This is a genomic window from Carnobacterium divergens DSM 20623 (assembly GCF_000744255.1).
Lineage (GTDB): Bacteria > Bacillota > Bacilli > Lactobacillales > Carnobacteriaceae > Carnobacterium > Carnobacterium divergens.
In genome coordinates this window covers 891246-917510 of record NZ_JQLO01000001.1, presented here as the reverse complement: position 1 = coordinate 917510, position 26265 = coordinate 891246, and the positions used below count along the sequence as shown (strand labels likewise).

Here is a 26265-nt window from a genome sequence, read left to right as displayed (position 1 = left end):
TTTTTAATCCTTCAAAAAAAGACCCTATTTCCTAATTAAATTCTAGAAAATAGAGCTCTTTTTTTATTATTTTGTTTGTAAATAAGAAACAGCTTTTTCATATTGCGTGTCATTTTGTTTCATTAGTTCTCGTAATGCTTCGATTAATGCGGTAGATGTTTTATCTGTCACAATGCCATCAGAAGGTAAATTATGGACAGTTTGAAAGGCCTTAACCGCTTCGGTTGTTCCTGTTCCAAAGTAACCATTTGCGTCATTAGAAGTAAAACCTAATGCGTTTAAAACACTTTGCAAGTTCTTCACTTCATCTGACACATCATTTTGTTGATAGGTTTTCTTTGGATCAATTAGTAATAATTTTGTATAAGTTGGCAAATCAATGGCAATTGTGGGTTCGATGCCTTTTTTATTAATCCATTGACCAGATGGTGTTAACCATTTAGCAATTGTCATTTTCAATTCACTCTTATCATCAAAAGTTGCTACTGTTTGAACCGTTCCTTTACCAAAGGTTTTCGTACCAATGATGGTCGTGTTCGCTGACTCTTTTAAAGCACCTGCTAAAATTTCAGAAGCGCTAGCGCTCCCTTCATCTACTAACAATGTGATAGGTTCTGTTACTTTAAAGTCGCCTAATGTTGCATCAGCTTTCATAATATCTGCTTTTTTGTCTCGTTCTTTCGTTTGCATCAAGACTTTGCCATCCTCTACAAACATGTTAGAAATTTTTAATGCTTGATCTAATAAACCACCTGGATTTCCACGAACATCTAGTATAAAGGATTTTGCACCTTTTCCACGTAAATCTTTGACTGCTTTTTCAACTTCAGAAGCAGTTGGTTGTGAAAAATTCGTAATTTGGATATATCCAATTGTTGGATCTTTTTCATCCAGACGACTTTTTACTGTTTCAACTGGAATCGTATCACGTTTTAACGTTACATCAAAGGTAGTTGTTCCTCTTTGGATTTTCAAGACAACGTCGGTCCCTTTTTCACCACGAATATACGAAACTGCTTTATTTAAAGTCAGACCTGCCATCTCATGATCGTCTACTTTTAAAATAACATCATTTGGCAAAAGTCCTGCTTTTTCAGCTGGCGAACCCGCAATTGGAGAAACAATGGTGATGGCGTCATTTTGATTCATTACTTCCGCACCAATTCCTTCAAAAGAAGCTGAAATCGTGCTGTCTAAATCCGTTGCCTCTGCAACATCTAGGTACTGCGTATAAGGATCCCCTGTCGCATTTACCATGCCAGACAAGGCTCCTTCTAATAGTTTAGTACTGTCGACTTTTTTGTAAAATTGAGTCGATAACTTCGAATAGACTTCTTGTAATTTGTTGAAATTCTGATCTACTTTAGCCGCATTTGAAGAATCAACGGCTACTTGATTTTGGTTTTTTTCAGTTAGGAAATAAGTTCCACCCACCGCTAATACCGCGACCAAGATAAGAGATGTGACATACACACTTAAAGTAATGTTCTTTTTAGTTTTCTTAGGTTTTAAATCATTCGGTTCTTGATTCAAAGGAACACCTCCACTGTTTTATTGTTTTTGTCTAAGAGCTGTTTCCAATGCTACAATCATCATGTCACTAAATGTACGTTCACGCTCATCTGAAGAAGTTTCTTCACCTGTGAAAATATGGTCACTAATCGTTAGAATCGCTAAAGCTTTACGGTTATATTTTGCTGCTAGTGTGTATAAGCCAGCTGCTTCCATTTCAACAGCTAAAATGCCGTAATCCGCTAATTTTACTTTATCAAGTTCTGCGTTATAAAAACGATCTGCTGATAAAATATTTCCAACTTTAACTGATAATCCTTTTTCAGTACTAATATCGTAAGCAGTTTTTAAAAGGTCAAAATTAGCTAAAGGAGCAAAATCTACTTTCCCATCAAATGCTTGTCGGTTAATAAAAGAATCCGTTGTTGCCCCTTGTCCTAAAACGATATCTCGTACTTTAACGTCTGCTTGCATTCCACCTGCCGTGCCTACACGGATTAGATTTTGAACATTGTAACTATTCATTAGCTCATCAGCATAAATCATCATCGACGGAATGCCCATTCCCGTACCTTGAACAGAAATACGCTCGCCTTTGTATAAGCCTGTATAGCCAAACATATTTCTAACGCGGTTGTATTGTTCAACATCTGTTAAAAATGTTTCAGCAATATATTTTGCTCGTAATGGATCCCCTGGCAATAATACCGTTTCTGCAATTTGTCCTTGTGATGCTTCAATATGAATACTCATTTTGTTATTTCCTCCCTAATTTGAACTGCTTAATGTTTGGTTACGTTCAAGATATCGCTCCCACGCGTTGTCAAAGACACTCATTGAACTTAAATAGTCCCCATAAAACTCTAAATAATCACTTATTTCTTGATAATTTTCTGATTGTTTTGGAAAGCTGACATCCAAGTAAACATCATTAGCAAACTTTGTGACTTCATCATTTTTATGAGGGTCTCGTTCTGTCATTAAAAAGTGAAAGAAAGACTGCCTCATTTTAATTCAGCTCCTTTATTCAATTGATAGGATTGTCGTTCATTTTGTTCTGCTTGGTATCGCGCTGGATTCTTTTTATAAAAATCTTGATGCGTATCTTCAGCAGGGTAAAAAGGCGCTACTGGTTGAATTTGTGTGACAATAGGTTTCGAATACATCTTACTTTCAACTAAACGTTGCTTAGAAGCTTCTGCTATTTTACGTTGTTTGCCATCCTTCACAAATATCACAGGTCGATAATTATCACCTCGGTCTTGAAATTGCCCCATGGCATCGGTTGGATCTGTTTGATTCCAGTAAATATCCACCAATTCTTCATAACTAATCAGGTCTGGATCAAAAGTAATTTCAACAGCTTCCGTATGACCCGTTGTTTTTGTTAGAACTTCTTCATACGTTGGATTTTCTACGTGCCCTCCCGTATATCCAGAAATCACTTTTTCAATCCCTTTCATCTGATCAAAAGGCGCTACCATGCACCAAAAGCAGCCGCCAGCAAAAATCGCTGTCTCCTTCATTAACAGTCCCCCTTATTTCTTAACAAGTTCTTCTAATGGCAAATAGACACTAAATCGAATGTCGTCATTTTTCAAATCGAATTTTTTAGCTTTTATTTTCAAGCCATTTTCTAACTTATACTCATCCAAGTTTAAAACAATTAATTGTTTTTTACTATCGATTTGTACCCATTTAGGCAAGTTATATTGTTTGGAAATCAAATTCATCACGTACCCGATCGGTAAATTTAACTTTCCAATGCTTAGATTCGTTGCTTTTAACTGAACATTGCCGTTTTCCATTACAAAGGGATCTAAATATAGATAAAAATGAACATCATGATTAAAGAGTTTAAACGTGCCGATTACTTCAGCTTGTTCATTGAACACTAACTGATATTGGATGTCTCCTTTTTTTATAAAGCGATCAATCCCATGAGCAACGATTTCATTGACTTCTTTTTTATGAGTACTCACTTCAAATGAAACATCTTCTGTTTTCTGCACTTTTTTTTGCTCAGTTACAGTATTAACAGGTACAAAAATTTTCGTTCCACCCCAAATACCGATTCCTAATAATATAGCTATTAAAATTAAAAATGCCCATTTCCATGGATTAATAGGACGTTTGAATTGTTTTCTTTGTTTGGTTTCTTCTACCATTTCCTCACTGCTTTCTCTATTTACTTTTTACGGAAGCCATTCTGTTTTTGTTTTCTGCATATTTTCGTAAAGTGCTTTTGCCATTATGTCATAGCCTTCCTCATTAGGATGAAAACTGTCTTCTTCAAATAATAAATCATTGACAATTTCAGCCTTTTGATGAGAAGAAGTAGATGAGGTATCTTCATTTTCAGTAGACTCAACTTGGTTTCCTTTAGAAAGTAAGTCGTTGATTGGAATAAAGTGTGCTTTATTTTGCTCATCAACAACGGATTTCGTTGCATCATTCCATGAATCTACCACTGTCTGCATTTCAGGAACATCTGAAAAGTATAGATAGAAAGGATTGTAAATACCATAAACATAAATCGGCGCTTGTTTATTTAACTTTCGAGTTTCTGAAAAAATAGTTTCTACTCGTTGTTTATATGCTGCTTCTGGCTTTGCAAAACTGTCTTCTGTTACTTTTAATAGTTGGGATTTAATCACTTTCATTAAATCATTCCCACCAAAAGTTAAAACAATGACATCTGCGTCTTTCAAAGAATCTTGAATATCTGTTTTCGTTTGAATTCGTTTTAGAATTTGCGTACTTGTATTGCCTGATATCCCATAATTAGCCGTTGTAATATCGTTGATTTTTTTATCTGTTGCGTATAAGTCAGCAATTCTTGAAACGTACCCTCCAGTTGAGGTCCCGTCGCCAATGCCTTCTGTTAAAGAATCTCCTACTGCAACAATGGAAATATCTTTTTTTTGTACTTTATTCGTAATCTTTGTAACTGCCTTTTGAGTTGCTGTCTCATTGCCACTTAAAAAATTCAGCACTTGAAAAACAACAAATGTCGCTACTGCTAAAAAAAGGAGTACGCCTATTAGTGATTTTAACTGTTTCATTTATTTTTCCTTTCTTAATTTAAAAAGAACAGTTCTACTTATAGTAGAATCTGTCCATAAATAATTATGCAGGATACTTACTAATCGGTATAGTACATGACTGCAAAAGCACCTTTACCCGCATGGGTTGAAATAATTGGGCTGGTTAATCTAACGCGCATTGGTACGTCAGGTAATGTTGCTTGAAATTGATTTTTAATTTCTTCGCAAGCCTCTTCATCGTCTGCATATGAAAATGATACTTCACGAATATTAGGTGTTTCTTTTAATTTCTCTTGTAATTCAACAAGCCACTTATTAACTGGTTTCATTCCGCGTCCACGAACACGTAATTCTAATTGTCCTTTTACTTGCTCCATCATCACTTTTACATTTAAAAAGCTTGACAATGCTCCTGCCAGACGACCAATTCTACCACCTTTTACAAGATTTTCTAATGTCACAACACAAATATATAATTTAGTATTGGCTCTCACTTCGTCAATTCGTTTTAAAATAGCTTCTTTATCGGCGTTCGCTAAAGCCATTCTGGCTGCTTCAATTACTTGGAAAGACAAGCCGCGATCCGTAAAATCACTATCGATAACCGTAACTTCTGTTGTCGATAATTGAGCTGCTTGACGAGCGGTATTAACGGTTCCACTAAGATTTTCTGTCATGTGAATAGAAATAACCTCACTGCCATCTTTTCCTAATTCATCATACAGTTCAACAAATTGTCCAATTGGTGGCTGACTTGTTTTTGGTAAAGCTTTTGCTTGTTGCATTTTTTCCATAAATTCTTCTTTTTGCAATGTGACCCCGTCAACATATACAACATCATCGATCATCACTGTTAAAGGCAAAACATGAATCGCTAATTCTTTAATTTCATCTGGTCCTAACTCAGCAGATGAATCTGTTACAATTTTAAATTTCTTCATTTTTTATTAATCCCACTCTTTCTTCTGCAAAAATAGATAGGTTCATGTTATAATGATTAAAACAAATAAGTGAATCACTTAAAAGTGACCTAGCGCTATTTTATTCTTATTAAAATAGTATAACAGATTCTCATATTTTCGTACACTAGGGAAACGTGAGATTTTTTAAAGTTTTAACTTATCGGGGGGATTTAATTGAAGGAAACAACAAACACAACACAACATTTTTCTAAAAGTTACTTAATTGTCAACGAAGTTTTCAATGCGATTACTCATGGAATCGGAGTTGGTTTAAGCATTGCTGGTTTAGTTTTATTATTAATCAAAGGAACCCAAAATGGTTCAGCACTAGAAGTTGTCTCTTACGCAATTTACGGAACAACGTTGATTTTACTTTACCTTGCGTCCACTCTTTTTCATAGCCTAATGTTCACAAAAGCAAAAAAGATTTTTCAAATTTTTGATCATAGCAGTATTTACCTTTTAATTGCCGGAACCTATACTCCTTACTGTTTGGTTACTGTTGGCGGTCCACTAGGTTGGTCATTGTTCGGTGTGATTTGGTTGATGGCTATTCTAGGGGTGGTTTACAAATGCATTTGGTTAGGAAAATATCAAAATGCATCAACGGTCATTTATATTATTATGGGATGGCTATGCTTAATTGCAATGAAACCTTTGTATAGCGGTTTAGGCCCGATTGGTTTTTGGTTATTAGTAGCAGGCGGCGTTTCATTTACCGTCGGAGCTCTGGTTTACAGCATGCGCTCCGTTCGATTTATGCATGTTTTATGGCATCTATTCGTGATGCTTGGCACAGGATTTATGTATTTTTCAATTCTGTTGTATGCTTAAAAAATAAAATTGATAAAAAATGGCAACTTCAAATTGAAGTTGCCATTTTTTTATTTTCTAACATATGTTTCAAAAACATGAGGATAACGGTTTTTTTCGTCTAAAATACCTGGAGTTGCTTCTATGATTTTCCATTCTTGCCAATTTAAAGGTGGAAATTGAGTATCTCCTTTAAATTCACCTTTAATGATTGTGCGATACAAAACATCAGCATCCTCCAAAAAGTCTTTAAATACTCCTGTACCACCAGTGATAAACGTATCTTTTTCATAGGTTTTAGCAAAATCCAGTACTTCTTGGCGACTGTGCATCACAGTCACACCAGTTGCTTCATAAGTCGGATCTGTAGTTAAAATAATGTTTATGCGATTTGGTAATGGGCGTTTCCCCATTCCTTCAAAGGTTTTTCTGCCCATCACAACTGCATTATGAATTGTTTTTTCTTTAAAAAATTTTAGATCATTCGGCAAACGCCAAGGTAACGTGCCTTGATACCCAATTGTACCATTTTCATCTTGTGCCCATAAATACGCAATCATGAATTTTCCCCTCTTTTCTATTGATTAAACAGCAATCGGTGCTTTAATTGCTGGATGTGGGTTGTAATCTTCAATTTGAATATCCGCTACATCAAAATCAAAAATACTTGTTTTTTCTTGATTTAATTGTAACGTCGGAAATTCGCGAATACTTCGAGACAATTGCAGGTTCATTTGATCCATATGGTTCGAGTATAAATGTGCATCCCCAATTGTGTGCACAAAATCCCCCACTTTTAAGCCTACTTCATGGGCAATCAAGTGTGTTAACAACGCATAACTCGCAATGTTGAAAGGAACTCCTAGAAAGATATCTCCACTTCGTTGATACAATTGACAACTTAATTTCCCGTCTGCTACATAAAATTGAAACATCGAATGACATGGAGGCAATGCCATTGATGGAACATCTTCTGGATTCCAAGCAGAAACAATCAAACGTCTTGAATCAGGCGTTTCTTTGATCATTTGAATCACATCTTTTAATTGATCAATGGTTTCTCCTTGAGTTGTTTTCCAATGACGCCACTGAGAACCATAAATATTTCCCAGTTCACCATATGTTTTAGCAAAGTCATCATCTGTTAAAACGCGTTCGCAGAATTTTTTTAATTCTACTTGGTAGATTTCATTAAAATCGGCATCTGTAACTGCACGACGACCAAAATTTGTCATATCCGGTCCTGAATAATCTGCACTTTTTACAAAGCGTTCAAATGCCCATTCATCCCAAATATGGTTATTATGCTCTAGTAGATAACGAATATTGGTATCGCCTTTAATAAACCATAATAATTCACTTTTTATTAATCCAAAAGGAACCCTTTTAGTTGTAAGCAGTGGAAACCCTTTTGACAGATCAAAACGCATTTGATGGCCAAAGATGCTCTTTGTGCCAGTTCCTGTACGATCTGTTTTTACATTTCCAGTTTCCAATACTCTTTTTCCTAATGCTAAATACTCTTTTTCCACATGAACGCCTCCAGTTAATCGATCTTTCTTTTTTATGCAAATTGACTTAAAAATTCCCAACGGTCCATTTTAGCTTCAAGCTCTTCCTCTAAATGAGTGACATTTTCTTGTAATTCTTGTAGTTTTGTAAAGTCGCTATTTGATTGTGCCATTGCTTCTTTTAACTCTTCAATCTCTTTTTCTATTTTAGCAATATCGTCTTCAATCGTGTCCCATTCTTTTTGTTCTACAAAGGTTAATTTCTTTTTTTCTTTGGTTTCACTCTCTACTAAATTGACTTGATTGATAGTTTTTGTTGGCACAACTGCCTCCACTTTTAACGTTCGATCTTCTTTTAAAAATTCAGTGATACTTCCGTAGTAAGGTGTAACTTGCCCGTTGCCTTCAAACATCAGTAGTTTATTCGTTGATTTATCTAAAAAGTAACGATCGTGAGAAACAGAAATCACAGCACCAGGGAAGGTTTCAATATAATCTTCCAAGACTGTTAATGTTGCAATATCCAAATCATTTGTTGGTTCATCTAATAATAACACATTTGGGCGCTCCATCAATAATTTCAATAGATACAAACGACGTTTTTCGCCACCTGATAATTTTCCAATTAACGCACCATGCATGTGACGTTCAAATAAGAATTGCTCTAACAGCTCAGTAACACTTACTCTTTCTCCATTGGTAGTTTCAATTTCTTCTCCTACTTCTTGAAGGTACTGAACTAGGCGCTTGTTAGGATCCATGTCTTCTGTCATTTGAGTATAATAAGCAATTTTAACCGTTTCGCCAACTACTAATTTCCCACTATCCAGAATCATTCTGCCAGCTAGCACATTCAATAAAGTTGATTTCCCCGCACCATTTAGTCCACTGATTCCAATTCGATCTTTGGTTTGCACTAATAAATTAAAGTTATTTAAAATAACATGATTTTCAAGAGTTAACCCCGCATCTACTAATTCAAAAACACGTTTTCCTAAGCGACTTCCATCCATTACAATCTCAACAGACCCATCTGTTTTAGCTTGATTTAAATTTCCTTCTAAATCGTGGAATCGATCAATTCTAGCTTGTTGTTTGGTGGTTCTTGCTTTTGCTCCAGCTCGCATCCAATCTAGTTCTTTTAGGTACATTTGTTTTCTCTTTTGATCTTGCTTTTCCATTTCAAGCATTCGCTCTGCGCGCTCTTTAACATAAACTTCATAGTTTCCTGTATACGTAGTGATTTTACCGTGAGCTAATTCAATCATGCGATTCACAACACGATCTAAAAAATAACGATCATGTGTTACAAGTAGCAACGAGCCTTTGTAATTACTTAAATATTTCTCTAGCCAAGTAATCGTTTCAAAATCAAGATGGTTAGTTGGTTCATCTAAAATCAATAAGTCTGGTGCTTGAATCAATACTTGAGCTAATCCAACACGTTTCTTTTGCCCACCAGAAAGCGTTGCAACTTTTTGTTCTAAATCATGAATACCCAATTGATTTAAAATCGTTTTAGCATTTGTATCCGCTGTCCACGCATCTTCACGATTCATTTCTTGTTCAGCATTTGAATAGGCTCTTTGATAGGCTTCATTCATTGAATCTAACGTTAAATTTTCTAAAGCTATTTCATAGTGACGAAGGGCTTTTAATATCGGAGTATCGCCTTCAAAAACTGCATCAAATACTGATTGTTCTGGATTTAATTGTGTTTGTTGTTCCAAATAGCCAATTCGATAATCTTTTGGCATTTGAATTTCACCTGCTTCACTGCCGTCTCGTTCTGTCAGTACTCGCAATAAGCTTGATTTTCCAGTTCCGTTCGTTCCAATCAATCCTACGCGGTCTCCCTCTTTTATAGTAAAGGAAATATCGTCAAAGAGAACTTTTTCTCCATAGGTTTTCGTTAAGCCAATTACTTTTAAATCTTTCATTTCTATTCGCCACTTTCTTTATTCATTTCCAAAATTCAGTCTTTCTCATTCTAACATGGATCTTCATCGGTAAATAGTCTAAATCGAATTGATGAAGACTTCCTTAATGAATCAGCCTTTTAAATGTTGTTAAATCTTCCATTATCAGCGACTGCAACTGGCGGTTATAAAAAATAGCAGCAGGATGAAACGTTGAAAAGACTCGATAGTTTTTTTCTGTCCATATAAACTGGTTTGAATTTAGCGATTGTAATTTTTGAATGGGTCCCGTATAGAGCTGGCCATGAAGCTCTGTAACCGTCCCGACATTCCCAAGGATTCTTTTTAATCCGATATTCCCCATAGTCAAAATAATCGGCGGATTTACAGTTTGAATTTCTGCATCTAACAATGGGGCGTGCGCAATGATTTCTTTTTTTGTTGGAGGACGATTGTATTTTCGGATTGTTTTTTCTCCTGTTTTCACACTCACTTTTTGTTTAATTTTATAAGGTCTACTTCGCACGGTACTCGTTATATAAACATCTTCTCTTGAAACTTCTAACCTATCAAAAAATTTCATTAATTCTTTCCCTGCACGCCCACTAAACGGAATTAAATTTCCAATTTCAGTTTCACCAGGTGCTTCACCAATCAACATAAACAATGGATGTAACGATCCTTGTCCTGGTACAAAACCTTCAACTGGTAAATTCTTAACACGCTCTTTTCCTAATCTTATTAGCTCTTTCGTCAATGCTGTTTCCATTCTTTTCACTCCTGACCTAAAAAAGATATGAGACATCGTTACGTCCCATACCTCTATTTTTTAGAATAAACCCGAAACTTTCCCCTCAGCATCAACATCCATATTTAAAGCTGCTGGGCTTTTAGGTAAGCCTGGCATCGTCATAACATCTCCTGTTAACGCAACGATAAAGCCAGCTCCTAGTTTAGGTACAAATTCTCGAATCGTCACATCAAAATCAGTTGGTCTACCCAAAAGAGAAGGATCATCTGATAATGAATATTGTGTTTTTGCCATACAAACAGGTAATTTTTCCCATCCATAAGTTTTAAATGTTTTTAACTGTGTCAACGCTTTTTTAGAAAATAAAACTCTACTTCCACCATAAATTTGTTGAACAATTTTAGTGACTTTTTCTTCAATTGACGTTTCTTCTGCATTATACAATGGTTGGAATCCTTCTGAACTTGATTCAATCGCCATTAAAACAGCGTTGGCTAGCTCTACGCCACCGTTTGAACCTTTTTCCCAGACAGCTGTCAACGCTGCCTCAACGCCTAATTTACGGCATAATTCTTTAACTAATTGTGTTTCATTTTTTGTATCGCTGCTGAATTCATTAATCGCTACAACTACAGGCAAACCATAAGACTGCATATTCTCAATATGCTTTTGTAAATTACTAAACCCCACTTTTACAGCTTCAACATTTTCAGTAGATAATTGATCCTTAGAAATACCACCATGCATCTTTAGTGCACGAATTGTTGCGACAACAACAATTGCATCTGGTGCTTTTTCAAGCTGCGGAACTTTAATATCTAAAAACTTCTCAGCACCTAAATCCGCACCAAATCCTGCTTCAGTAACCGTGTAATCGGCTAATTTCATAGCTGTTTGCGTGGCTAATACGCTGTTGCAACCATGAGCGATATTGGCAAAGGGACCGCCATGAACCAGAGCCGGCGTGTGTTCAATTGATTGTACGAGATTTGGTTTTAACGCATCTTTTAATAACAACGTTAACGCGCCTTCTACTTTTAAGTCCGCAACCGTCACAGGGTGTTTTTGAAAGGTGTAGCCTATTACAATTCGAGCTAAGCGTTTTTTTAAATCTGTTAAACTTGTTGCTAAACATAAAATCGCCATAATTTCACTTGCAACCGTAATATCAAATCCGTCTTCTCTTGGAACGCCTTGCATTGGTCCACCTAAACCAATCGTCACATGACGCAACGCGCGATCATTTAAATCAACAACGCGTTTCCATATCACTCTTCTTGAATCGATTTGTAAGAGATTCCCTTGAAATAAATGATTATCAATAAAAGCTGATAACGCATTATTTGCTGTTGTAATAGCGTGCATATCCCCTGTAAAATGCAAGTTAATATCTTCCATTGGAATCACTTGAGCATATCCACCACCACAAGCCCCTCCTTTTACGCCCATTGTAGGCCCTAGCGACGGTTCACGTAAAGCTATCATTGTTTTCTTCCCTAAAGATGAAAGCGCATCTGCTAATCCAATCGTTACAGTTGATTTTCCTTCACCAGCTGGAGTTGGGTTGATTGCTGTTACCAAGATTAACTTGCCATTTTTTTGACCAGCAAGACGTTTTGTTGTAGTAAAGTCTATTTTTGCTTTATATTTACCGTATAGTTCTAAGTCATCCGAATCTAATTTTACTTTTTGTGCAATTTCTTGAATTGGTTTTAGTTCAGCTGCTTGCGCAATTTCAATGTCTGTTAATGTCAATTTATGAATTCCTCCCTATTATATCCGAACATTAAATCAATTAATGTTTAATTCGTTCTTATCTCACTTTAATTATACAACAATTGTGACCGAAAAAGAAACTTAATTTTTATAAGTTAACGTTATTTTAGCTATTTATATTTGACGAATTCATAGAATATTTCTATAATAAGAATAAGCCATATATTAATTTTGGTGACGTTGGATTCTAAACTAGAGGGGGACGTTACATATGGAAACTGGGACTGTAAAATGGTTTAGTAATGACAAAGGATACGGATTTATTGAATACAATGATGGGGAAGATATTTTCGTACACTTCACTGGAATTGAAGGCGATGGATTTAAAACATTAAATGAAGGACAAACAGTCGTCTTTACGATTGTTGAAGGAACTAGAGGTCCTCAAGCTACTAAAGTAACGATTGAATAAAAAAACGATACCCTTTATCAGGTATCGTTTTTTAAATCACTTAATCTCTTTGATCGTTTTGAAAGACCGATGTATCCATATACGTTGGGGTTTTAATAAATTCTTCAGATAAAGGAATCGCTGGATAATCCGTTACGAAATGTTGATAAAATTGCGTTTTTATTTTTTTATTAAAGAAATAAAACCAAAACTTCGGACGTTCTGTTTTAAAATCAATTTGTTGACTTAAATGATGCCCCTTAATTTTTTTAATCGATTCAAGTGGAATACTTTCTTTTTTCATACCTCTTAAATATGAAAATTCCATATTCGTATGATTGATCGTTAGATAAGATCCTAGTCCAATGTAGGCTGTTAAAATAAAAATAATTGCTGCAAGAATACTTACTACATTTACCCGTTGAATCTCTAAAATACCTATTAAACTAATAAAAAAAGTAGTCCAACTAATAGACCAATAAATAATTTGATAAGCAGGCTCCAAAGAAAGACGATACCTTATTGTTGCTTCGTTCTTCAACCAGGATTCCTCCTTTTATTGTTAGGATGATTCTATAGTATCATAGATTAATTTGGGAAGCTATTAAGAAACTTATAAAATTGAAAAGGAGACTCTTTTTGTCATGCTTAAAATTTATACAGATGCTGCAACAAAAGGCAATCCCGGTCCAAGCGGCGTTGGCATTGTCATTTCTGGCCCCAAACAATTGTACCAACAATTAGCCATTCCCTTACAAGAAAACTGTAGCAACCACGAAGCTGAATTCCAGGCTCTTTTAATTGCCTTACAACATATAGAAAAACAACATCTTTTAACTGAAACGGTCATGATTTATACCGATAGTAAAATCGTAGCGAATTCAGTTGAACGTAATTATGCTAAAAATGATCAATTCGCGACTTATTTAAAACCCATTCATCATATTTTAAATCAAATAGAACTGTTCTTTATTAATTGGATTCCTGAAGCACAAAATAAAGGCGCTGACCACTTAGCTAGACAAGCTCTACAATTAAAGTTAAAAGAAAAAGCTTAGTAGATAACTACTAAGCTTTACAATACATGTGCCTGTTTACGAATAAACCACTCCATTAATAATGGTTTGAGTTACGTTAAATTGATCATCTAACATTGCTAAGTCAGCAACGTAGCCCTCTTTAATTTCCCCAATAGAATTGAGCCCTAGTATATTTGCTGGCGTAGTGGATGCCATTTTAATACTATCAGAAAGCGGAATGCCAAAATCACTACTTAGTTTTAATGAGCGGTTCATTGTAATGGTACTAGAAGCTAGCGTTCCATCTTGAAGTCTGGCAATGCCCTCTTTAACGGATACTTGATGTCCGCCGAATACATAATCACCATCTCCCACACCCATTGCTTGTAAGGCATCTGTAGTCAACACGATTTTATTGGGCCCTTTGATTTTATGCATCAAGCGAATAATACCTGGATGTAAATGTACTCCATCAACTATGGCTTGCAAACTAACACCATCATTTTCTAAAGCGGCTGCTACCAATCCTGGGGCACGATGATGAATTACGGGCATTGCATTGAAACAATGAGTAATATGACTAGCACCTTCTTCAAAAGCTTGCGTTGCTTCTTCATAAGTCGCATTTGAGTGAGCAATTGCCACCACTACATTGCGCTTTGTTAAATAGTGGATCAAGTCAATTCCTCCTGGCAATTCTGGAGCGATGGTTACCATTTTAATTAAGTCTCCTGCTTCTTTAAAAATAAGATCCATTTCTTCAAAATTAGGATGGCGTAGATACTTTTCATTTTGCATGCCTTTTTTTAATACATTTAAATAGGGACCTTCTAGATGGATTCCAGCAATTTTAGCACCTTCTTCTTTTCCAATCACTTCTTTAGTGCTACGAATCATCTTAAGAAGAGATTCTAGTGAGGAACTAACTGAAGTAACTAAAAAACTGGTACAGCCTGTCTCGGCACATTTTTTCGAAACTACCTGAATGCTTTCGGTTGTGCCATCCATCATATCAAAATTATTGGCACCATGAATATGAACGTCCACCATTCCAGGAATAACAAGTTGATTTTTAGCATCTATAATAACTGTATCTTCCAAATATTCAATGTTTTCTGTAGTAATTTGCTTAATACATTGGTGTTCAATTTCAATGGTTACTTTTTTTCTTGTTCCCTCTTCAATAATATGGGCATTTTTTATTAGTAGATTCAACAAGCTCACTCCTCTGTAATGATTATTTGAATGTTATAATCTTCTAGTTTATTTTTTAGTTCTTTTGAAAACGGTCGATTTGAAATAATCAAGTCAATTCCGCTAAATGCTAATTTGAAAGAAGTTTCAACAGCCATTTTTGAAGAATCAACGACTAAACATACTTTTTTAGCATTTTTTATAATAGCCTTCTTCATTTGAATATCCGTTAACTCCGAATAAAAGACACCGTTAGTGGAAATCCCTGCAGCACCAATAAAGGCACAATCAAATAAAAAAGTAGACAATTGTTCAATGGTTGCTTCTCCATAAATCAAGTGCGACTGAGCATCAAATAATCCACCCAGTAAAAAAACATCATTGGTTTTATTTTTTTTGGAAAGAACGAAAGCATTGTCAACCGATTGAGTGACAATCATTAATTGCTCATGGTTTAAGTGATCTGCAATCATTTGAACAGTGGTGGAGACATCAAAAAAAAGAACTTGATGTGGTTTTATTTCCTCAATCGCTTTTAAGGCAATTGCATTTTTTGCTTTAGCATTTGCAATCATTCTATCGGTATACGTTTGAATTTTTTCTTTCATAACGGGTAAAGAAATACCTCCCCGATAGCGCTCAACTAATTCTTGATTGAGTAAAACTAAAATATCACGTCGAATGGTATCTTTTGAAACGGCCAATTCTTCTATCAGCTCTTCTGTTGAGAGTTCTTTTCTTTCTTCTAATAACTCAAGAATAGTTTTCAAACGATCTTTTTGATTCATTTATACCACCTCTTTTTAAGTTAAACTAAGTTTTTTTATTATTATTTTTAAGTTATTTTAAGTTTAATCTTTTTTTTAAAGAAAGTCAATGCTAATATTGTTAAAAAAAAAGATCCTAAGAATCATCGATTCTTAGGATCTTTTACTTAATAATCATAAACCATTTGGTAAATTCTATCTTGCAATTCTAGTAAATAGCGAGGATTTAAGGCTTCTCCTGTTGCTTCTAAAATCAATTCATTCGGCTCTTTAAAGGCACCATATTGATGGATGTGCGCCGTTAACCATTGACGGATGGGTTCATAGTCGCCAGTTTTATAAATTGCTTCTAAATCAATTTCTTTTGCCATAGTATGTTGCAATTGCGCTGCATACATAAAGCCTAGAGCATAGGATGGGAAATAACCAAAGCTACCGCCACTCCAATGGACATCTTGTAAAATCCCTTCAGAATCATTGGTTGGTGTTACTCCAAGGTACTCCTGATATTTTTGATTCCAAATTTGAGGCAAGTCCTTCACATCAACCTCCTCATTAAAAATCATTTTTTCAATTTCATAACGAATAATAATGTGAATGGGGTACGTTAATGTATCAGCTTCAATTCGAATCAAGGAAGATTTAGTTTCATGCAATCCCTTGTAAAATGTTTCAAAATCAACATCATCTAGCTCGCCGTCTGCATAGCTTTGCAACAATGAGTAGTTATCTAACCAGAATAGTTTATCGCTACCCATAACAATCTCATAAAACAAGGATTGTGACTCATGAATTCCCATTGAAACACCACCACTCAACGGCGTGTAATCATATTTTCCAGAAATATTTTGTTCATAAATTCCATGTCCGGCTTCATGAATAATACCAAAAATTGCCATTTTATAATTATGTTCATCCCACCGAGTTGTAATTCGAGCATCTTTACGATTCATACTTTGCATAAACGGATGAATTGTATCATCCAGTCTTCCAGCTTCAAAACGGTACCCCATTTTTTTTACGACTGCTGTAGAAAAAGCCTTTTGATTTTCTTTACTCATAAAACGAGTTAAAAAATCAGTTTTAGGGGGTGTCCCATTTTCCTTGATTTTGGCTAAAATTGCTAGAATTCCTTCTCTTAGTTCAAAAAATAATTTATCTAACTTAGCAACCGTCATGCCTGGTTCATATTGGTTTAATAAAACATCGTAATTTGTTGCTTCGTCTTTTTTCCAATAGGTAATAAATTTCTTTTCATAAGCAATAATTTTTTCTAACGATGGCAAGAATACCTTGAAATCTTGGGTTTCTCTTGCTTTTTTCCAGGTTGCATCCGCTTCACTCGTTACTTTGATGAAATCTTTGTATTCATTTTGTGGAATTTTATGATTTAAATCATATTCTTTTTGAACTTTTTCCACCATTTTTTTTAACTCATTAGACAGTTCGCTTTGATTTTTGTGAAGTTCACTTAAATAATGAGCCATTTCAGTGGAAGTTGATTTTTCAAATGCATGACTCGCTAGATAACTTACCAATTCACCACGATAAGAACTGCTTTCTTCAGGCATTCCAGTTAATGAGTCCCACTCTAACAGCGCAACTGCTTCATTTAGTAAAGCAATTTCTTTAGTTAATTCTAAAAAACCTTTTTCTTGTTCCCCCATCTAAATTCACTCCTTTAAGTTCTTGGTGCTCTTGGTGGACGTTCGCCCCAATACTGGAAGAAATCGGTACGAAGTGCGCCATTATAAAGCTTACGTTTTTTCGTTGCTCGTTCTCCATAGTAACTTTCAAATGTTAAATCGCTTGTTAAAATATATTTACTCCATGTTTTTAACGGACGATAGGTTGTACCCATTTGTTTGTATAGCGTTTGAACGGCTTCTTCTTCTCCTAAACGCTCACCATATGGTGGATTTGCTATAATTACACCATATTCTTTATCTGTGGTAAAATCACTTAATTGCATTTGTTTAAAGGTAATGCTGTCTCCTAGACCTGCTTCAATCGCATTTTCTTTTGCAAATTCAATCATTTTCCCATCAATATCGCTTCCCACAATATCTAACTCAATATCGTAATCTGCTAAAGATTCAGCTTCTGTACGAACTTCTTTAAAAATCTCCTCGTCAAACCAATCCCATTCTTCACAAGCAAAACTGCGATTGAATCCTGGTGCAATGTTATGACCAATTAACGCTGCTTCGATTGGAATTGTACCACTCCCACATACAGGATCATAAAATGGACGGTCTTTTCTCCAAGATGTTAATAATACTAAAGCTGCAGCCATATTTTCTTTTAGCGGTGCGCCACCTTTTGAAGTACGGTATCCTCGTTTAAATAAACTTGGTCCAGTTGTATCTAATGTAATTGTTACTTTATCTTTTAATAAAGCCACTTCTAACTGATACAATGCACCTGTTTCTGGTAAACGTGTATTACGATGATACACGTCACTTAGTCGGTTTACAATTGCTTTTTTTACGATAGCTTGGCAATCTGAAACGCTATATAATTTAGATTTGATTGATTTACCAGCAACTGGGAAACAGGCATCCATTGGCAATAAGTCTTCCCACGGCAATGCTTTTGTTTTTTCAAACAACTCATCAAACTCATAGGCATTAAATTCACCAACGATAATTTTCACACGATCGGCCGTACGCAACCATAAGTTGGTTTTAGCAATATCACGCATGCCACCTTCAAAAAATATTTTCCCGTTTTCCACTTGACATTCATACCCTAAATCTTTGATCTCTCTGCCTACTAAAGCTTCGATTCCACTAGCTGCAGTCGCAACAAGTTGAAAATTTTTCATTCTATTTCCTCACTTCTATTTATTAGTTTTGAACAGTCTCTATATTTTAAACGAACCTTAAAAAATAGTCTTTTTTAGTATACCATTAAATCCTTTAATTTTCATAAAAATACAGATCGTCTGTTAAATTTTTTATTTAAATAATAAAAAAATTCCACCTTCAAATGAAGATGGAATTCTTACCTGAATTTGTAAATTTCTGTAAGCCATGTTCTGTCAGGGAATGCGAGTCAGGTGACTGCACACTCCCGAGGTAATTATCTGTCTGCAATTACTTGCCTCTTTCTCTCGTTCATTTCCTTAGAAAGAGTGCCCCTACCAAAGTTTGGGTTGCTCGCTCGAGGGGTTTACCGCGTTCCACCCATTACGTTTCCATAATGGCTTCGTCACTGTGGCACTTTTCAGGAATACTCAAGCATAGTTTTACAACCTTAGCTATTTTTTCCGCCGTTACTTTATCATTTGATAAAGGCCTTAGCTTATGGTTTCGCTAAGCACGAACACTACAAGCATCTCAGCTTGTGCGAGCATGGACTTTCCTCAGCCTAGTCAAGCTAGACCGCAATTACCCAAAATTTACAAATAGTTTCTATCTAAGCTTAGACTTCTTCATTTTCATCTAATTTTGAACCAAACACATGTCGTTCTAGATTAGATAAACGTTTCAGAATGTCAAAGTTTGTTACAGTATTGTTAGGTTGTGAAGAATATGCTGGTTTTGCAATTGTTGCTTGTTTTGTCAACTCATCGACTTTACTTAAAAGACGTTCATGCTCAGCTTTTAACTGCGTGATTTCTTTATTGTAAGATTCATAATCTCGAATCACATTATCCAAAAATTCATCGACTTCTGCCGGACTATAGCCACGCATGCTTGTTTTAAATTCTTTTTGTAAGATATCTTTAGTTGTTAAGTTTCTATTTGCCATGGTTACACCTCATTTTTATACTGTCGCTATTTCATTATAGCATAAATTCAATACTTTTTCCTATTGTATCAAAAATTATCGAAAAAAAAAACTAATTTCTTTATTCAAATGTCTGATTTTGCAATTGATCGAAGTCGATTAGCAAACATTCGTACGTTGTTTTTTCTTGTTTTCTTTGGATTGCTTCATATAAGTATTTTGTTTTCCCTTCAAATTCAGGGTCGTAAACAAGTAACGCTAACTCACTATGATCTAATAAAAATTGCTGGTGATTTTTTAATTGCGCTGGATTTTCATATGGTTTATGAGAGGTACTGTCAGTATAATCGGCTGCTTGTTTGATTTTTTGCAATTTTAATTGATTTGCTTCATTCCAATTTGATCCGAATTCATAAAACGGAAAAATAACGCTATATTTTATTTGAGGATAGTCTTTTTTTAATTCCTGTACAACTTCTGCTGCCCATTGTTCAACGCCTGATTGTCCCCCAATCAGAATCCATTCAACTTGATTATTTTCAACTAACTGTGTAATTTCTTGTGATAAACATTTTTTTATAACTGCAATTTTAGGATCGTCTTCTTTAAAAACACCTAATTCAAAAGAACGATAACCGCTAATTACTAAATTTGCCATAAGCATGCTCCTTTCTACTTTCCAATCGCCTAGTTTATTTGATATAATAAGCTACTAGGAGTGTGATGACTATTGGCAATTGGATATCCAAATGGTAAAAGCTATTCTCATAGTGCCGAAAATAACAAAAAAAATCAAGTAAAAAAGACAGCCCATTCTTTTTCCAAAAGAGGAATGTCTTTAGAAGATGACATTAACGCCAGTAATGAAACTTATTTATCTCGAAACAAAGCGGTCATCCATAAAAAACCAACGCCCGTCCAAATTGTACAAGTTGATTACCCAAAACGAAGTGCCGCAGTTATTAAAGAAGCCTATTTCAGACAAGCTTCCACTACGGATTATAATGGTGTTTATCAAGGTTTCTACTTAGATTTCGAGGCAAAAGAAACACAAAACAAACGCTCTTTTCCATTAAAAAACTTTCATGAACACCAAATTTTGCACATGAAGCAATGTTTAGCTCAACAGGCTATTTGTTTTGTAATTATGAGATTTACCAGCGTTAATCGGCTTTTTTTATTAGAAGCTCGCGTTTTGATTGACTATTGGGATTTAAAAAACAATGAAGGTAGAAAGTCAATTCCATTAGAAGAACTTGAAAAAAATGGTTATGAACTGTATTATGGATTATCACCACGTATTCCATTTTTAGATGTGGTAGATGTTTTAATAGAAAAAAGCTTTTCAAAGGAGTCGAACAATCATGACAAGCGATAATGAAGAAATGTCACGTGTTGCAAATAAAAAACCAAAAAAAGGTGGAAAAATGAAATTATGGAAAAAAATCCTACTTTCACTAATTGGAATTGGCGTTCTTGTGCTATTAGCAGGAATCGGATTATTTGCCTATTATGCTTCTTCTGCACCTAATTTAACAGAAAAAGAACTAAACGGTTCCTTTTCATCTAAAATTTTAGATAGTAAAGGAAATGTCTTTAAAGAAATCGGTGGCGAAAATAGAGAAATCGTAGAAGGAGAGCAAATTCCACAATCGTTAAAAGACGCAGTCATTTCAATTGAAGACCGACGCTTCTATAAACATATCGGAATCGATCCAATTCGTATTGGTGGTGCGGTCCTTGCTAACCTAAAAGGCGGTTTTGCCTCACAAGGTGGGAGTACTTTAACCCAACAATTAGTAAAACTTTCTGTCTTCTCAACAAAATCCTCCGATCAAACGTTGAAAAGAAAAGCTCAAGAAGCATGGTTATCACTAAAATTAGAGCGTAAATACTCAAAAGAACAAATTTTAGAATTCTATATCAATAAAGTTTACTTGGCGAATAATGTTTACGGTGTTGGAAAAGCCAGTCAATATTATTTTGGTAAACCCTTGAATGAAATCAGTCTCTCTCAAGCAGCGCTACTTGCTGGGATGCCTCAAGCTCCAAACAGTTACAATCCTTATACAAATCCAGATGAAGCGTTAGCTCGTCGAAATATGGTACTGGATGCTATGGCAAGTAATGAAAAAATCACTGCAGCAGAACGAGATGCTGCTAAAGCAGAACCTATTAATAGCGGTTTAGTAGATCACACGGAAGAAAGTGCTGATAATCTAGTAATTGATGCTTATTTGAAAGAAGTTATTGAAGAAGTATCAAAGAAAACTGATGTAGATATTTATACCGACGGCGTCACTGTTCATACCAATCTTGATATGGATGCACAACAACATTTATATGATACCTTAAATACTGAAAACTATGTTAAATACCCCGATGATCAAATTCAAGCGGGTGTTTCAATGGTTGACGTCAATACTGGCCAAATCAAAGCTCTTGGCGGAAGTCGTAAACAAACTGCGCAGCTTGGACTTAATCGCGCAACTGACTTGCAACGAAGTATCGGCTCAACAATGAAACCTCTAGCAGATTATGCTCCAGCAATTGAAAATCTGAATTATTCAACTTACCAACAAGTAGTTGACGCGCCATACACCTACTCAGATGGGAAAACACAAATCAAAAACTATGACAAAGCTTATAAAGGTCAGATGTCCATTCGAGAAGCAATTACTGATTCTCGTAACATTCCAGCTTTAAAAACATTGCAAACAGTTGGTTTAGATAAATCCAATGAATTTTTGAAAAAAGTTGGCATCAACATCAAACAACCTGATGGCTATGAGGGGCTTGTTGAATCAAATGCAATTGGTGGCGATGTAACACCTGTTCAATTGTCTGCTTCTTATGCAGCTTTTGCAAATGGTGGTACCTATTATCAACCATATGCTGTCAACAAAGTTGTTTTACGAAACAATCAAGAAATTGATTTAACGTCAAAAGGTGAAACAGCTATGAAAGATTCTACTGCTTATATGATGACGGACATGTTAAAAGACGTTATTAAAAAAGGAACGGGTACAGCTGCTGAAATCCCAGGCTTAGCTCAAGCTGGTAAAACTGGTACAACGAATTATGATGATAAAATCGCAGATAAGTTTCCTAGTACTTCCTCACCAGACGCTTGGTTTAGTGGGTATACAACGAACTACTCTATCTCTGTATGGGTTGGATATGATGATCCAAATGCAGATAATCATGATTTAAATCCAAATTCTCAAAAATTACCTGCTCGTATTTATAAAGAATTAATGACTCATGTTTCAAAAGATATTGAAACAAAAGACTGGAAGAAACCTGCAACCGTTGTTTCTTCACCTGTCTTAAACGGAAGTAATCCTGCTGCTAAACCTGGTCCAAATGTTCCAAGTAGTAATATTGTAACTGAATTATTTGTAAAAGGAACAGCACCGACAAATACATCAAATGGTACTGGCAACACACCTGAAACATTACCTGCTCCGACTGGTTTAACTGCAAGTTACAACAAAGAAACAGATGCTATCTCAATCTCTTGGGATAGTTATAAATCTTCAAGTAAAAATGCTAAAGTGAGTTATCTATTAAATGTTAATGGACAAACTTATGAAACAAGTGATCTCTCCTACACGGTTCAAAAACCAACGAGTGGTACAAACTCTATTTCATTGGTTGCTTCTGTTAGTGGACAAAGAAGCGCAACAGCTTCAACTAGTGTTCAGGTAGATTCAAAGGAAGCTGAAAGCTCCAGTGAGTCTGTAATAGATTCTACTGAACCACCTGCTAGTAGTGAAGCTAGCTCTGAAATCGTTCCGCCTGAATCAAGTAGTAGTGAAACAAGTTCCAGTACACCTCCACCAGACACTAGTTCTGGCGGAAATGGTTCTGATTCTTCTTCGACAGTTGTTCCTCGAAGCACCCGAAGTAAGAATTTTAGTTCTCTAGGGAAATTTTTATGGATTTTCAATCTAAAGTAATACAAATAAAAGAGCGATTTAAGAATGAGTTATTCTTAAATCGCTCTTTTTAAATTTGATATTTATAGTCCCATACGTTGTTTTCCTTCTCTACATTGAGTTAATAATGGACAGATATCACATTTTGGACTTCTTGCAGTACAATGGTAGCGCCCAAAAAAAATCAATCGATGGTGGGCATCTACCCACATTTTTGCAGGCAGTTTTTCCATCATCGTTTCTTCTACTTGCAGCACGCTATCCTTAATTCGGCAAATACCTAAACGCTTTGTCACTCGTTCAACATGAGTGTCTACAGCAATTGCCGGAATCCCAAATGCATCTCCTAAAACCACATTAGCCGTCTTTCGACCAACTCCAGGTAAACTCATCAGTTCTTCTCTCGTTTGAGGTACTTCACCATTGAATTCTTCAATTAATTTTCGACAACAGCCTTGAATATGTTTGGCTTTATTTCGATACAGACCAATCGTTTTAATGTCATTCATTAGTTCTTCTACAGGAACAGATAAAAAATCAGCTGGGGTATGATATTTTTTAAAAAGGTTTGGTGTAACCTTATTCACTGAAATATCCGTTGCTTGAGCGCTTAGCATTACTGCAATCAGCAAGTGAAATGCATTGTCATGTACCAATTCACATTTTGCATTTGGAAACATCTCCCCCATCACATCAATTGCGCGAATGGTTTTTATTTTTGAGTACAAACGGTATCCTCCTTTTTATTTCTAAAATGAGTCGTTATTCAACCAATTGTGCAACGGTACTTTTGTTGTATTTTTTGCAGATTCATTGGTTGGATTTTGGCTTTGTTTAACTTGACTTTGTCGATGTTTTGTAGACTCTTTTACTACTTGATCTTTTGTTCGAATATTTTTTCGTTCCCAATTTAAAAGAATTCGATCAACATATTTTAAATTGTACACTTGGCTGAGGACGGCTTCTCGAAGAGCCAGCTCAATTAAATCGATTGGATAATGATCCTCATCAAGCCACATGCCGATTGTTTCAATTTCAATAGGGGATAAAGGTCTGCCAAATTCGGATTCAAATTGCTGAAACAACTCTTTTTCATTTTGAACTTCTTCAACTTTGACAGTTTCTGTTTCCGTCTTTATAAGTAGCAATGCTAATTTATCCCAAAGTTGCGTTAAACTATACGCATCTTGTGTTTTTCCATCAGCTGTTTTGTCTGTCTCAATGGCAAGAACTTTCTTTTGAATCAGTTGGTGAATCCCATGAAAAACGCCATCTGTGGACTCATTCATGCGCATTGCGATTTCTTGTGTGTCTGGAAATAAAATCCCTTCATCCATTAATGATTTTAATTGAATGACTAAAATTAGTTCATTATTCGTTAAACCAATTTTATGATAGTGCTTTAATAAGAGATTCGAAATAGACGTATTTCCCGCCTTTAACCAACTCTGTAAAATATGATTATCCATGATGTTATCAATCTCCTTACGTCACTTATTATAGTACGCTATTTTTTTAAGGAAGACAATCCTAAATCAATCAATAAAAATAGCAATTTCCAACACTTCTTATGGAAGCCTGAAAATTGCTAGATTTATTTTTTAGATTAAGGGTAGATGCGGTTTAATAGACGTGGGAATGGAATAGATTCACGAATATGCTCTGTACCACAAATCCAAGTTACTGCTCTTTCTAAGCCTAAGCCAAAACCAGAGTGAGGAACTGTTCCATATTTACGTAAGTCTAAATACCAAGAGTAATCTTCTTCTGCTAAACCAAATTTTTTGATAGCTTCTTGAAGTTTATCAAAATCAACTTCACGTTCACTACCACCAATAATCTCACCATAACCTTCTGGAGCGATCATATCTGCACATAAAACAACATCATCACGATCTGGATGTGGTTTCATGTAGAATGGTTTAATTGCTTTTGGATAGTTTAAAATGAAGACAGGTTTGTCAAATGAGCTAGCGATAAAAGTTTCATGAGGCGATCCAAAATCATCTCCCCATTCAATGTCTTCAAATCCATTTTCTTTTAATAAAACGACAGCATCGTCATAAGAGATACGTGGGAATGGCAGTTCAGTATATTTTTTCAATAAGTCAACGTCACGATCTAAGACATGCAATGCGTGTTCACAGTTATCTAACACTCTTTGAACTAAGAAAGCTACATATTGTTCTTGAACTTCAAGACTTTGATCTTGGTCCATAAAGGCCATTTCTGGTTCAATCATCCAAAATTCAATTAAATGACGACGTGTTTTTGATTTTTCTGCTCTAAAAGTTGGTCCAAATGAGAAGACTTTCCCAAAGGCCATTGCTGCAGCTTCCATATACAATTGGCCACTTTGAGAAAGAAATGCATCTTGATCAAAGTATTCAGTATGGAATAGCTCTGTTGTGTCTTCAGCAGCATTTGCCGTTAAAATAGGTGGATCAATTTTGATAAATCCATTGTCATTAAAGAAGACATAAGTCGCAAGGATGATTTCGTTACGAATTTGCATAATGGCGTGTTGTTTAGATGAACGCAACCATAAATGACGATGATCCATTAAGAATTCAGTTCCATGTTCTTTTGGTGTAATTGGGTAATCTTGACTTTCTCCAACAACTTCCACATCTGTAACCGTCATTTCATAACCAAATTTTGAACGGCTGTCTTCTTGGATAACCCCTCTTACTAAAATCGATGTTTCTTGGTTTAGTCCTTTTGCTAGTTGGAACATATCATCTCCAACTTCACTTTTTACGACAACTCCTTGAAAATAGGCAGATCCATCACGTAATTGTAAAAACGCAATTTTACCGCTTGAACGTTTGTTGGCAACCCATGCGCCAATTTCAACTGTTTCTCCAACATGGTGTTTGGCTTCGTTAATTGTAATTCTTTTCACGTTTTGTATACTCCTTTTAGTT

General features: G+C 35.4%; 27 protein-coding genes and 1 other RNA gene. 5 read left to right on the top strand and 23 right to left on the bottom strand.

Annotation, left to right across the window (positions count from 1 at the left end; translation table 11 throughout):
• Window positions 1-66: 66 nt before the first annotated feature.
• The 7 genes from BR52_RS04540 to BR52_RS04510 all read right to left on the bottom strand — a co-directional run bounded on the left by BR52_RS04540 (window position 67) and on the right by BR52_RS04510 (window position 5500).
• Window positions 67-1533 (bottom strand): S41 family peptidase, encoded by a 1467-nt coding sequence (locus BR52_RS04540; RefSeq protein ID WP_034569648.1) that lies wholly within the window; start codon window positions 1531-1533, stop codon window positions 67-69.
• Between the two features lie 18 nt (window positions 1534-1551).
• Window positions 1552-2265, bottom strand: a complete 714-nt coding sequence (gene deoD, locus BR52_RS04535) for a purine-nucleoside phosphorylase (RefSeq protein WP_034569645.1) — start codon at window positions 2263-2265, stop codon at window positions 1552-1554.
• 15 nt (window positions 2266-2280) lie between these two features.
• Entirely contained in the window at window positions 2281-2520 is a 240-nt protein-coding gene (locus tag BR52_RS04530) for a YozE family protein (protein WP_034569642.1), read from the bottom strand.
• The gene (gene msrA / locus BR52_RS04525; protein WP_034569640.1) at window positions 2517-3038 is read right to left on the bottom strand and encodes a peptide-methionine (S)-S-oxide reductase MsrA; all 522 of its coding nucleotides are present in this window, start codon (window positions 3036-3038) and stop codon (window positions 2517-2519) included. Before msrA ends, BR52_RS04530 begins: the two co-directional genes overlap by 4 nt.
• Before the next feature lie 12 nt (window positions 3039-3050).
• The gene (locus BR52_RS04520; RefSeq protein ID WP_034569638.1) at window positions 3051-3680 is read right to left on the bottom strand and encodes a YpmS family protein; all 630 of its coding nucleotides are present in this window, start codon (window positions 3678-3680) and stop codon (window positions 3051-3053) included.
• Between the two features lie 27 nt (window positions 3681-3707).
• On the bottom strand, window positions 3708-4577 hold the full coding sequence (locus BR52_RS04515; protein ID WP_034569636.1) for an SGNH/GDSL hydrolase family protein: 870 nt from the start codon (window positions 4575-4577) through the stop codon (window positions 3708-3710).
• 80 nt (window positions 4578-4657) lie between these two features.
• Window positions 4658-5500: a DegV family protein gene (locus BR52_RS04510; RefSeq protein ID WP_034569634.1), complete on the bottom strand. Its 843-nt coding sequence runs from the start codon at window positions 5498-5500 to the stop codon at window positions 4658-4660.
• A 195-nt stretch (window positions 5501-5695) separates the two neighbouring features.
• On the opposite strand from BR52_RS04510, the gene trhA reads away from it, so the two are divergent.
• Complete coding sequence (trhA, locus tag BR52_RS04505; RefSeq protein ID WP_034569633.1) at window positions 5696-6355, top strand: PAQR family membrane homeostasis protein TrhA; 660 nt, start codon at window positions 5696-5698, stop codon at window positions 6353-6355.
• A gap of 50 nt (window positions 6356-6405) precedes the next feature.
• Here the strand turns inward: trhA and BR52_RS04500 are convergent, their stop codons facing one another.
• From BR52_RS04500 to BR52_RS04480, 5 genes are all read right to left on the bottom strand, one after another.
• Window positions 6406-6894, bottom strand: coding sequence for a dihydrofolate reductase (locus BR52_RS04500; RefSeq protein WP_034569632.1), 489 nt, complete (start codon window positions 6892-6894; stop codon window positions 6406-6408).
• A gap of 24 nt (window positions 6895-6918) precedes the next feature.
• Complete coding sequence (locus BR52_RS04495; RefSeq protein WP_034569631.1) at window positions 6919-7866, bottom strand: thymidylate synthase; 948 nt, start codon at window positions 7864-7866, stop codon at window positions 6919-6921.
• Between the two features lie 32 nt (window positions 7867-7898).
• On the bottom strand, window positions 7899-9785 hold the full coding sequence (locus BR52_RS04490) for an ABC-F family ATP-binding cassette domain-containing protein (RefSeq protein ID WP_034569630.1): 1887 nt from the start codon (window positions 9783-9785) through the stop codon (window positions 7899-7901).
• A gap of 103 nt (window positions 9786-9888) precedes the next feature.
• Entirely contained in the window at window positions 9889-10533 is a 645-nt protein-coding gene (locus BR52_RS04485; RefSeq protein WP_034569629.1) for a uracil-DNA glycosylase, read from the bottom strand.
• Between the two features lie 60 nt (window positions 10534-10593).
• On the bottom strand, window positions 10594-12270 hold the full coding sequence (locus BR52_RS04480) for a formate--tetrahydrofolate ligase (RefSeq protein WP_034569628.1): 1677 nt from the start codon (window positions 12268-12270) through the stop codon (window positions 10594-10596).
• A 232-nt stretch (window positions 12271-12502) separates the two neighbouring features.
• Here BR52_RS04480 and BR52_RS04475 point away from each other — a divergent pair, with 232 nt between their 5' ends.
• A complete protein-coding gene (locus BR52_RS04475; protein WP_034569626.1) occupies window positions 12503-12703 on the top strand; it encodes a cold-shock protein in 201 nt (66 codons plus the stop codon).
• Between the two features lie 40 nt (window positions 12704-12743).
• On the opposite strand, the gene BR52_RS04470 is transcribed toward BR52_RS04475, so the two are convergent.
• Window positions 12744-13223: an EbsA family protein gene (locus BR52_RS04470; RefSeq protein WP_034569624.1), complete on the bottom strand. Its 480-nt coding sequence runs from the start codon at window positions 13221-13223 to the stop codon at window positions 12744-12746.
• Window positions 13224-13326: 103 nt separating this feature from the next.
• Between BR52_RS04470 and BR52_RS04465 the strand changes: the two genes are divergently transcribed.
• Window positions 13327-13740, top strand: coding sequence for a ribonuclease HI family protein (locus tag BR52_RS04465; protein ID WP_034569623.1), 414 nt, complete (start codon window positions 13327-13329; stop codon window positions 13738-13740).
• A 36-nt stretch (window positions 13741-13776) separates the two neighbouring features.
• Here the strand turns inward: BR52_RS04465 and nagA are convergent, their stop codons facing one another.
• From nagA to BR52_RS04435, 7 genes are all read right to left on the bottom strand, one after another.
• Entirely contained in the window at window positions 13777-14916 is a 1140-nt protein-coding gene (gene nagA, locus BR52_RS04460) for an N-acetylglucosamine-6-phosphate deacetylase (RefSeq protein WP_034569621.1), read from the bottom strand.
• A 5-nt stretch (window positions 14917-14921) separates the two neighbouring features.
• Window positions 14922-15683 (bottom strand): DeoR/GlpR family DNA-binding transcription regulator, encoded by a 762-nt coding sequence (locus BR52_RS04455; RefSeq protein ID WP_034569618.1) that lies wholly within the window; start codon window positions 15681-15683, stop codon window positions 14922-14924.
• 146 nt (window positions 15684-15829) lie between these two features.
• Window positions 15830-17329 (bottom strand): carboxypeptidase M32, encoded by a 1500-nt coding sequence (locus BR52_RS04450; RefSeq protein ID WP_034569616.1) that lies wholly within the window; start codon window positions 17327-17329, stop codon window positions 15830-15832.
• A gap of 14 nt (window positions 17330-17343) precedes the next feature.
• Entirely contained in the window at window positions 17344-18489 is a 1146-nt protein-coding gene (locus tag BR52_RS04445) for a THUMP domain-containing class I SAM-dependent RNA methyltransferase (protein WP_034569614.1), read from the bottom strand.
• 197 nt (window positions 18490-18686) lie between these two features.
• An RNA gene (gene rnpB, locus BR52_RS12690) (RNase P RNA component class B) lies at window positions 18687-19066 on the bottom strand.
• A 22-nt stretch (window positions 19067-19088) separates the two neighbouring features.
• A complete protein-coding gene (gene gpsB, locus BR52_RS04440; RefSeq protein WP_034569612.1) occupies window positions 19089-19418 on the bottom strand; it encodes a cell division regulator GpsB in 330 nt (109 codons plus the stop codon).
• 100 nt (window positions 19419-19518) lie between these two features.
• Window positions 19519-20055, bottom strand: coding sequence for an SLOG family protein (locus tag BR52_RS04435; protein WP_034569609.1), 537 nt, complete (start codon window positions 20053-20055; stop codon window positions 19519-19521).
• A 72-nt stretch (window positions 20056-20127) separates the two neighbouring features.
• Between BR52_RS04435 and recU the strand changes: the two genes are divergently transcribed.
• Both recU and BR52_RS04425 read left to right on the top strand, forming a co-directional pair.
• A complete protein-coding gene (gene recU / locus BR52_RS04430) occupies window positions 20128-20775 on the top strand; it encodes a Holliday junction resolvase RecU (RefSeq protein ID WP_034569606.1) in 648 nt (215 codons plus the stop codon).
• Window positions 20762-23359 carry a transglycosylase domain-containing protein gene (locus BR52_RS04425; protein ID WP_051915631.1) on the top strand — a complete coding sequence of 866 codons (2598 nt, stop codon included), beginning with the start codon at window positions 20762-20764 and terminating at the stop codon, window positions 23357-23359. Before recU ends, BR52_RS04425 begins: the two co-directional genes overlap by 14 nt.
• Window positions 23360-23421: 62 nt before the next feature.
• Here the strand turns inward: BR52_RS04425 and nth are convergent, their stop codons facing one another.
• From nth to asnS, 3 genes are all read right to left on the bottom strand, one after another.
• Complete coding sequence (gene nth / locus BR52_RS04420; RefSeq protein ID WP_034569604.1) at window positions 23422-24066, bottom strand: endonuclease III; 645 nt, start codon at window positions 24064-24066, stop codon at window positions 23422-23424.
• 21 nt (window positions 24067-24087) lie between these two features.
• On the bottom strand, window positions 24088-24807 hold the full coding sequence (locus BR52_RS04415; RefSeq protein ID WP_034569601.1) for a DnaD domain-containing protein: 720 nt from the start codon (window positions 24805-24807) through the stop codon (window positions 24088-24090).
• Window positions 24808-24944: 137 nt separating this feature from the next.
• Window positions 24945-26243, bottom strand: a complete 1299-nt coding sequence (asnS, locus tag BR52_RS04410) for an asparagine--tRNA ligase (protein ID WP_034569598.1) — start codon at window positions 26241-26243, stop codon at window positions 24945-24947.
• Between the last annotated feature and the right edge of the window lie 22 nt (window positions 26244-26265).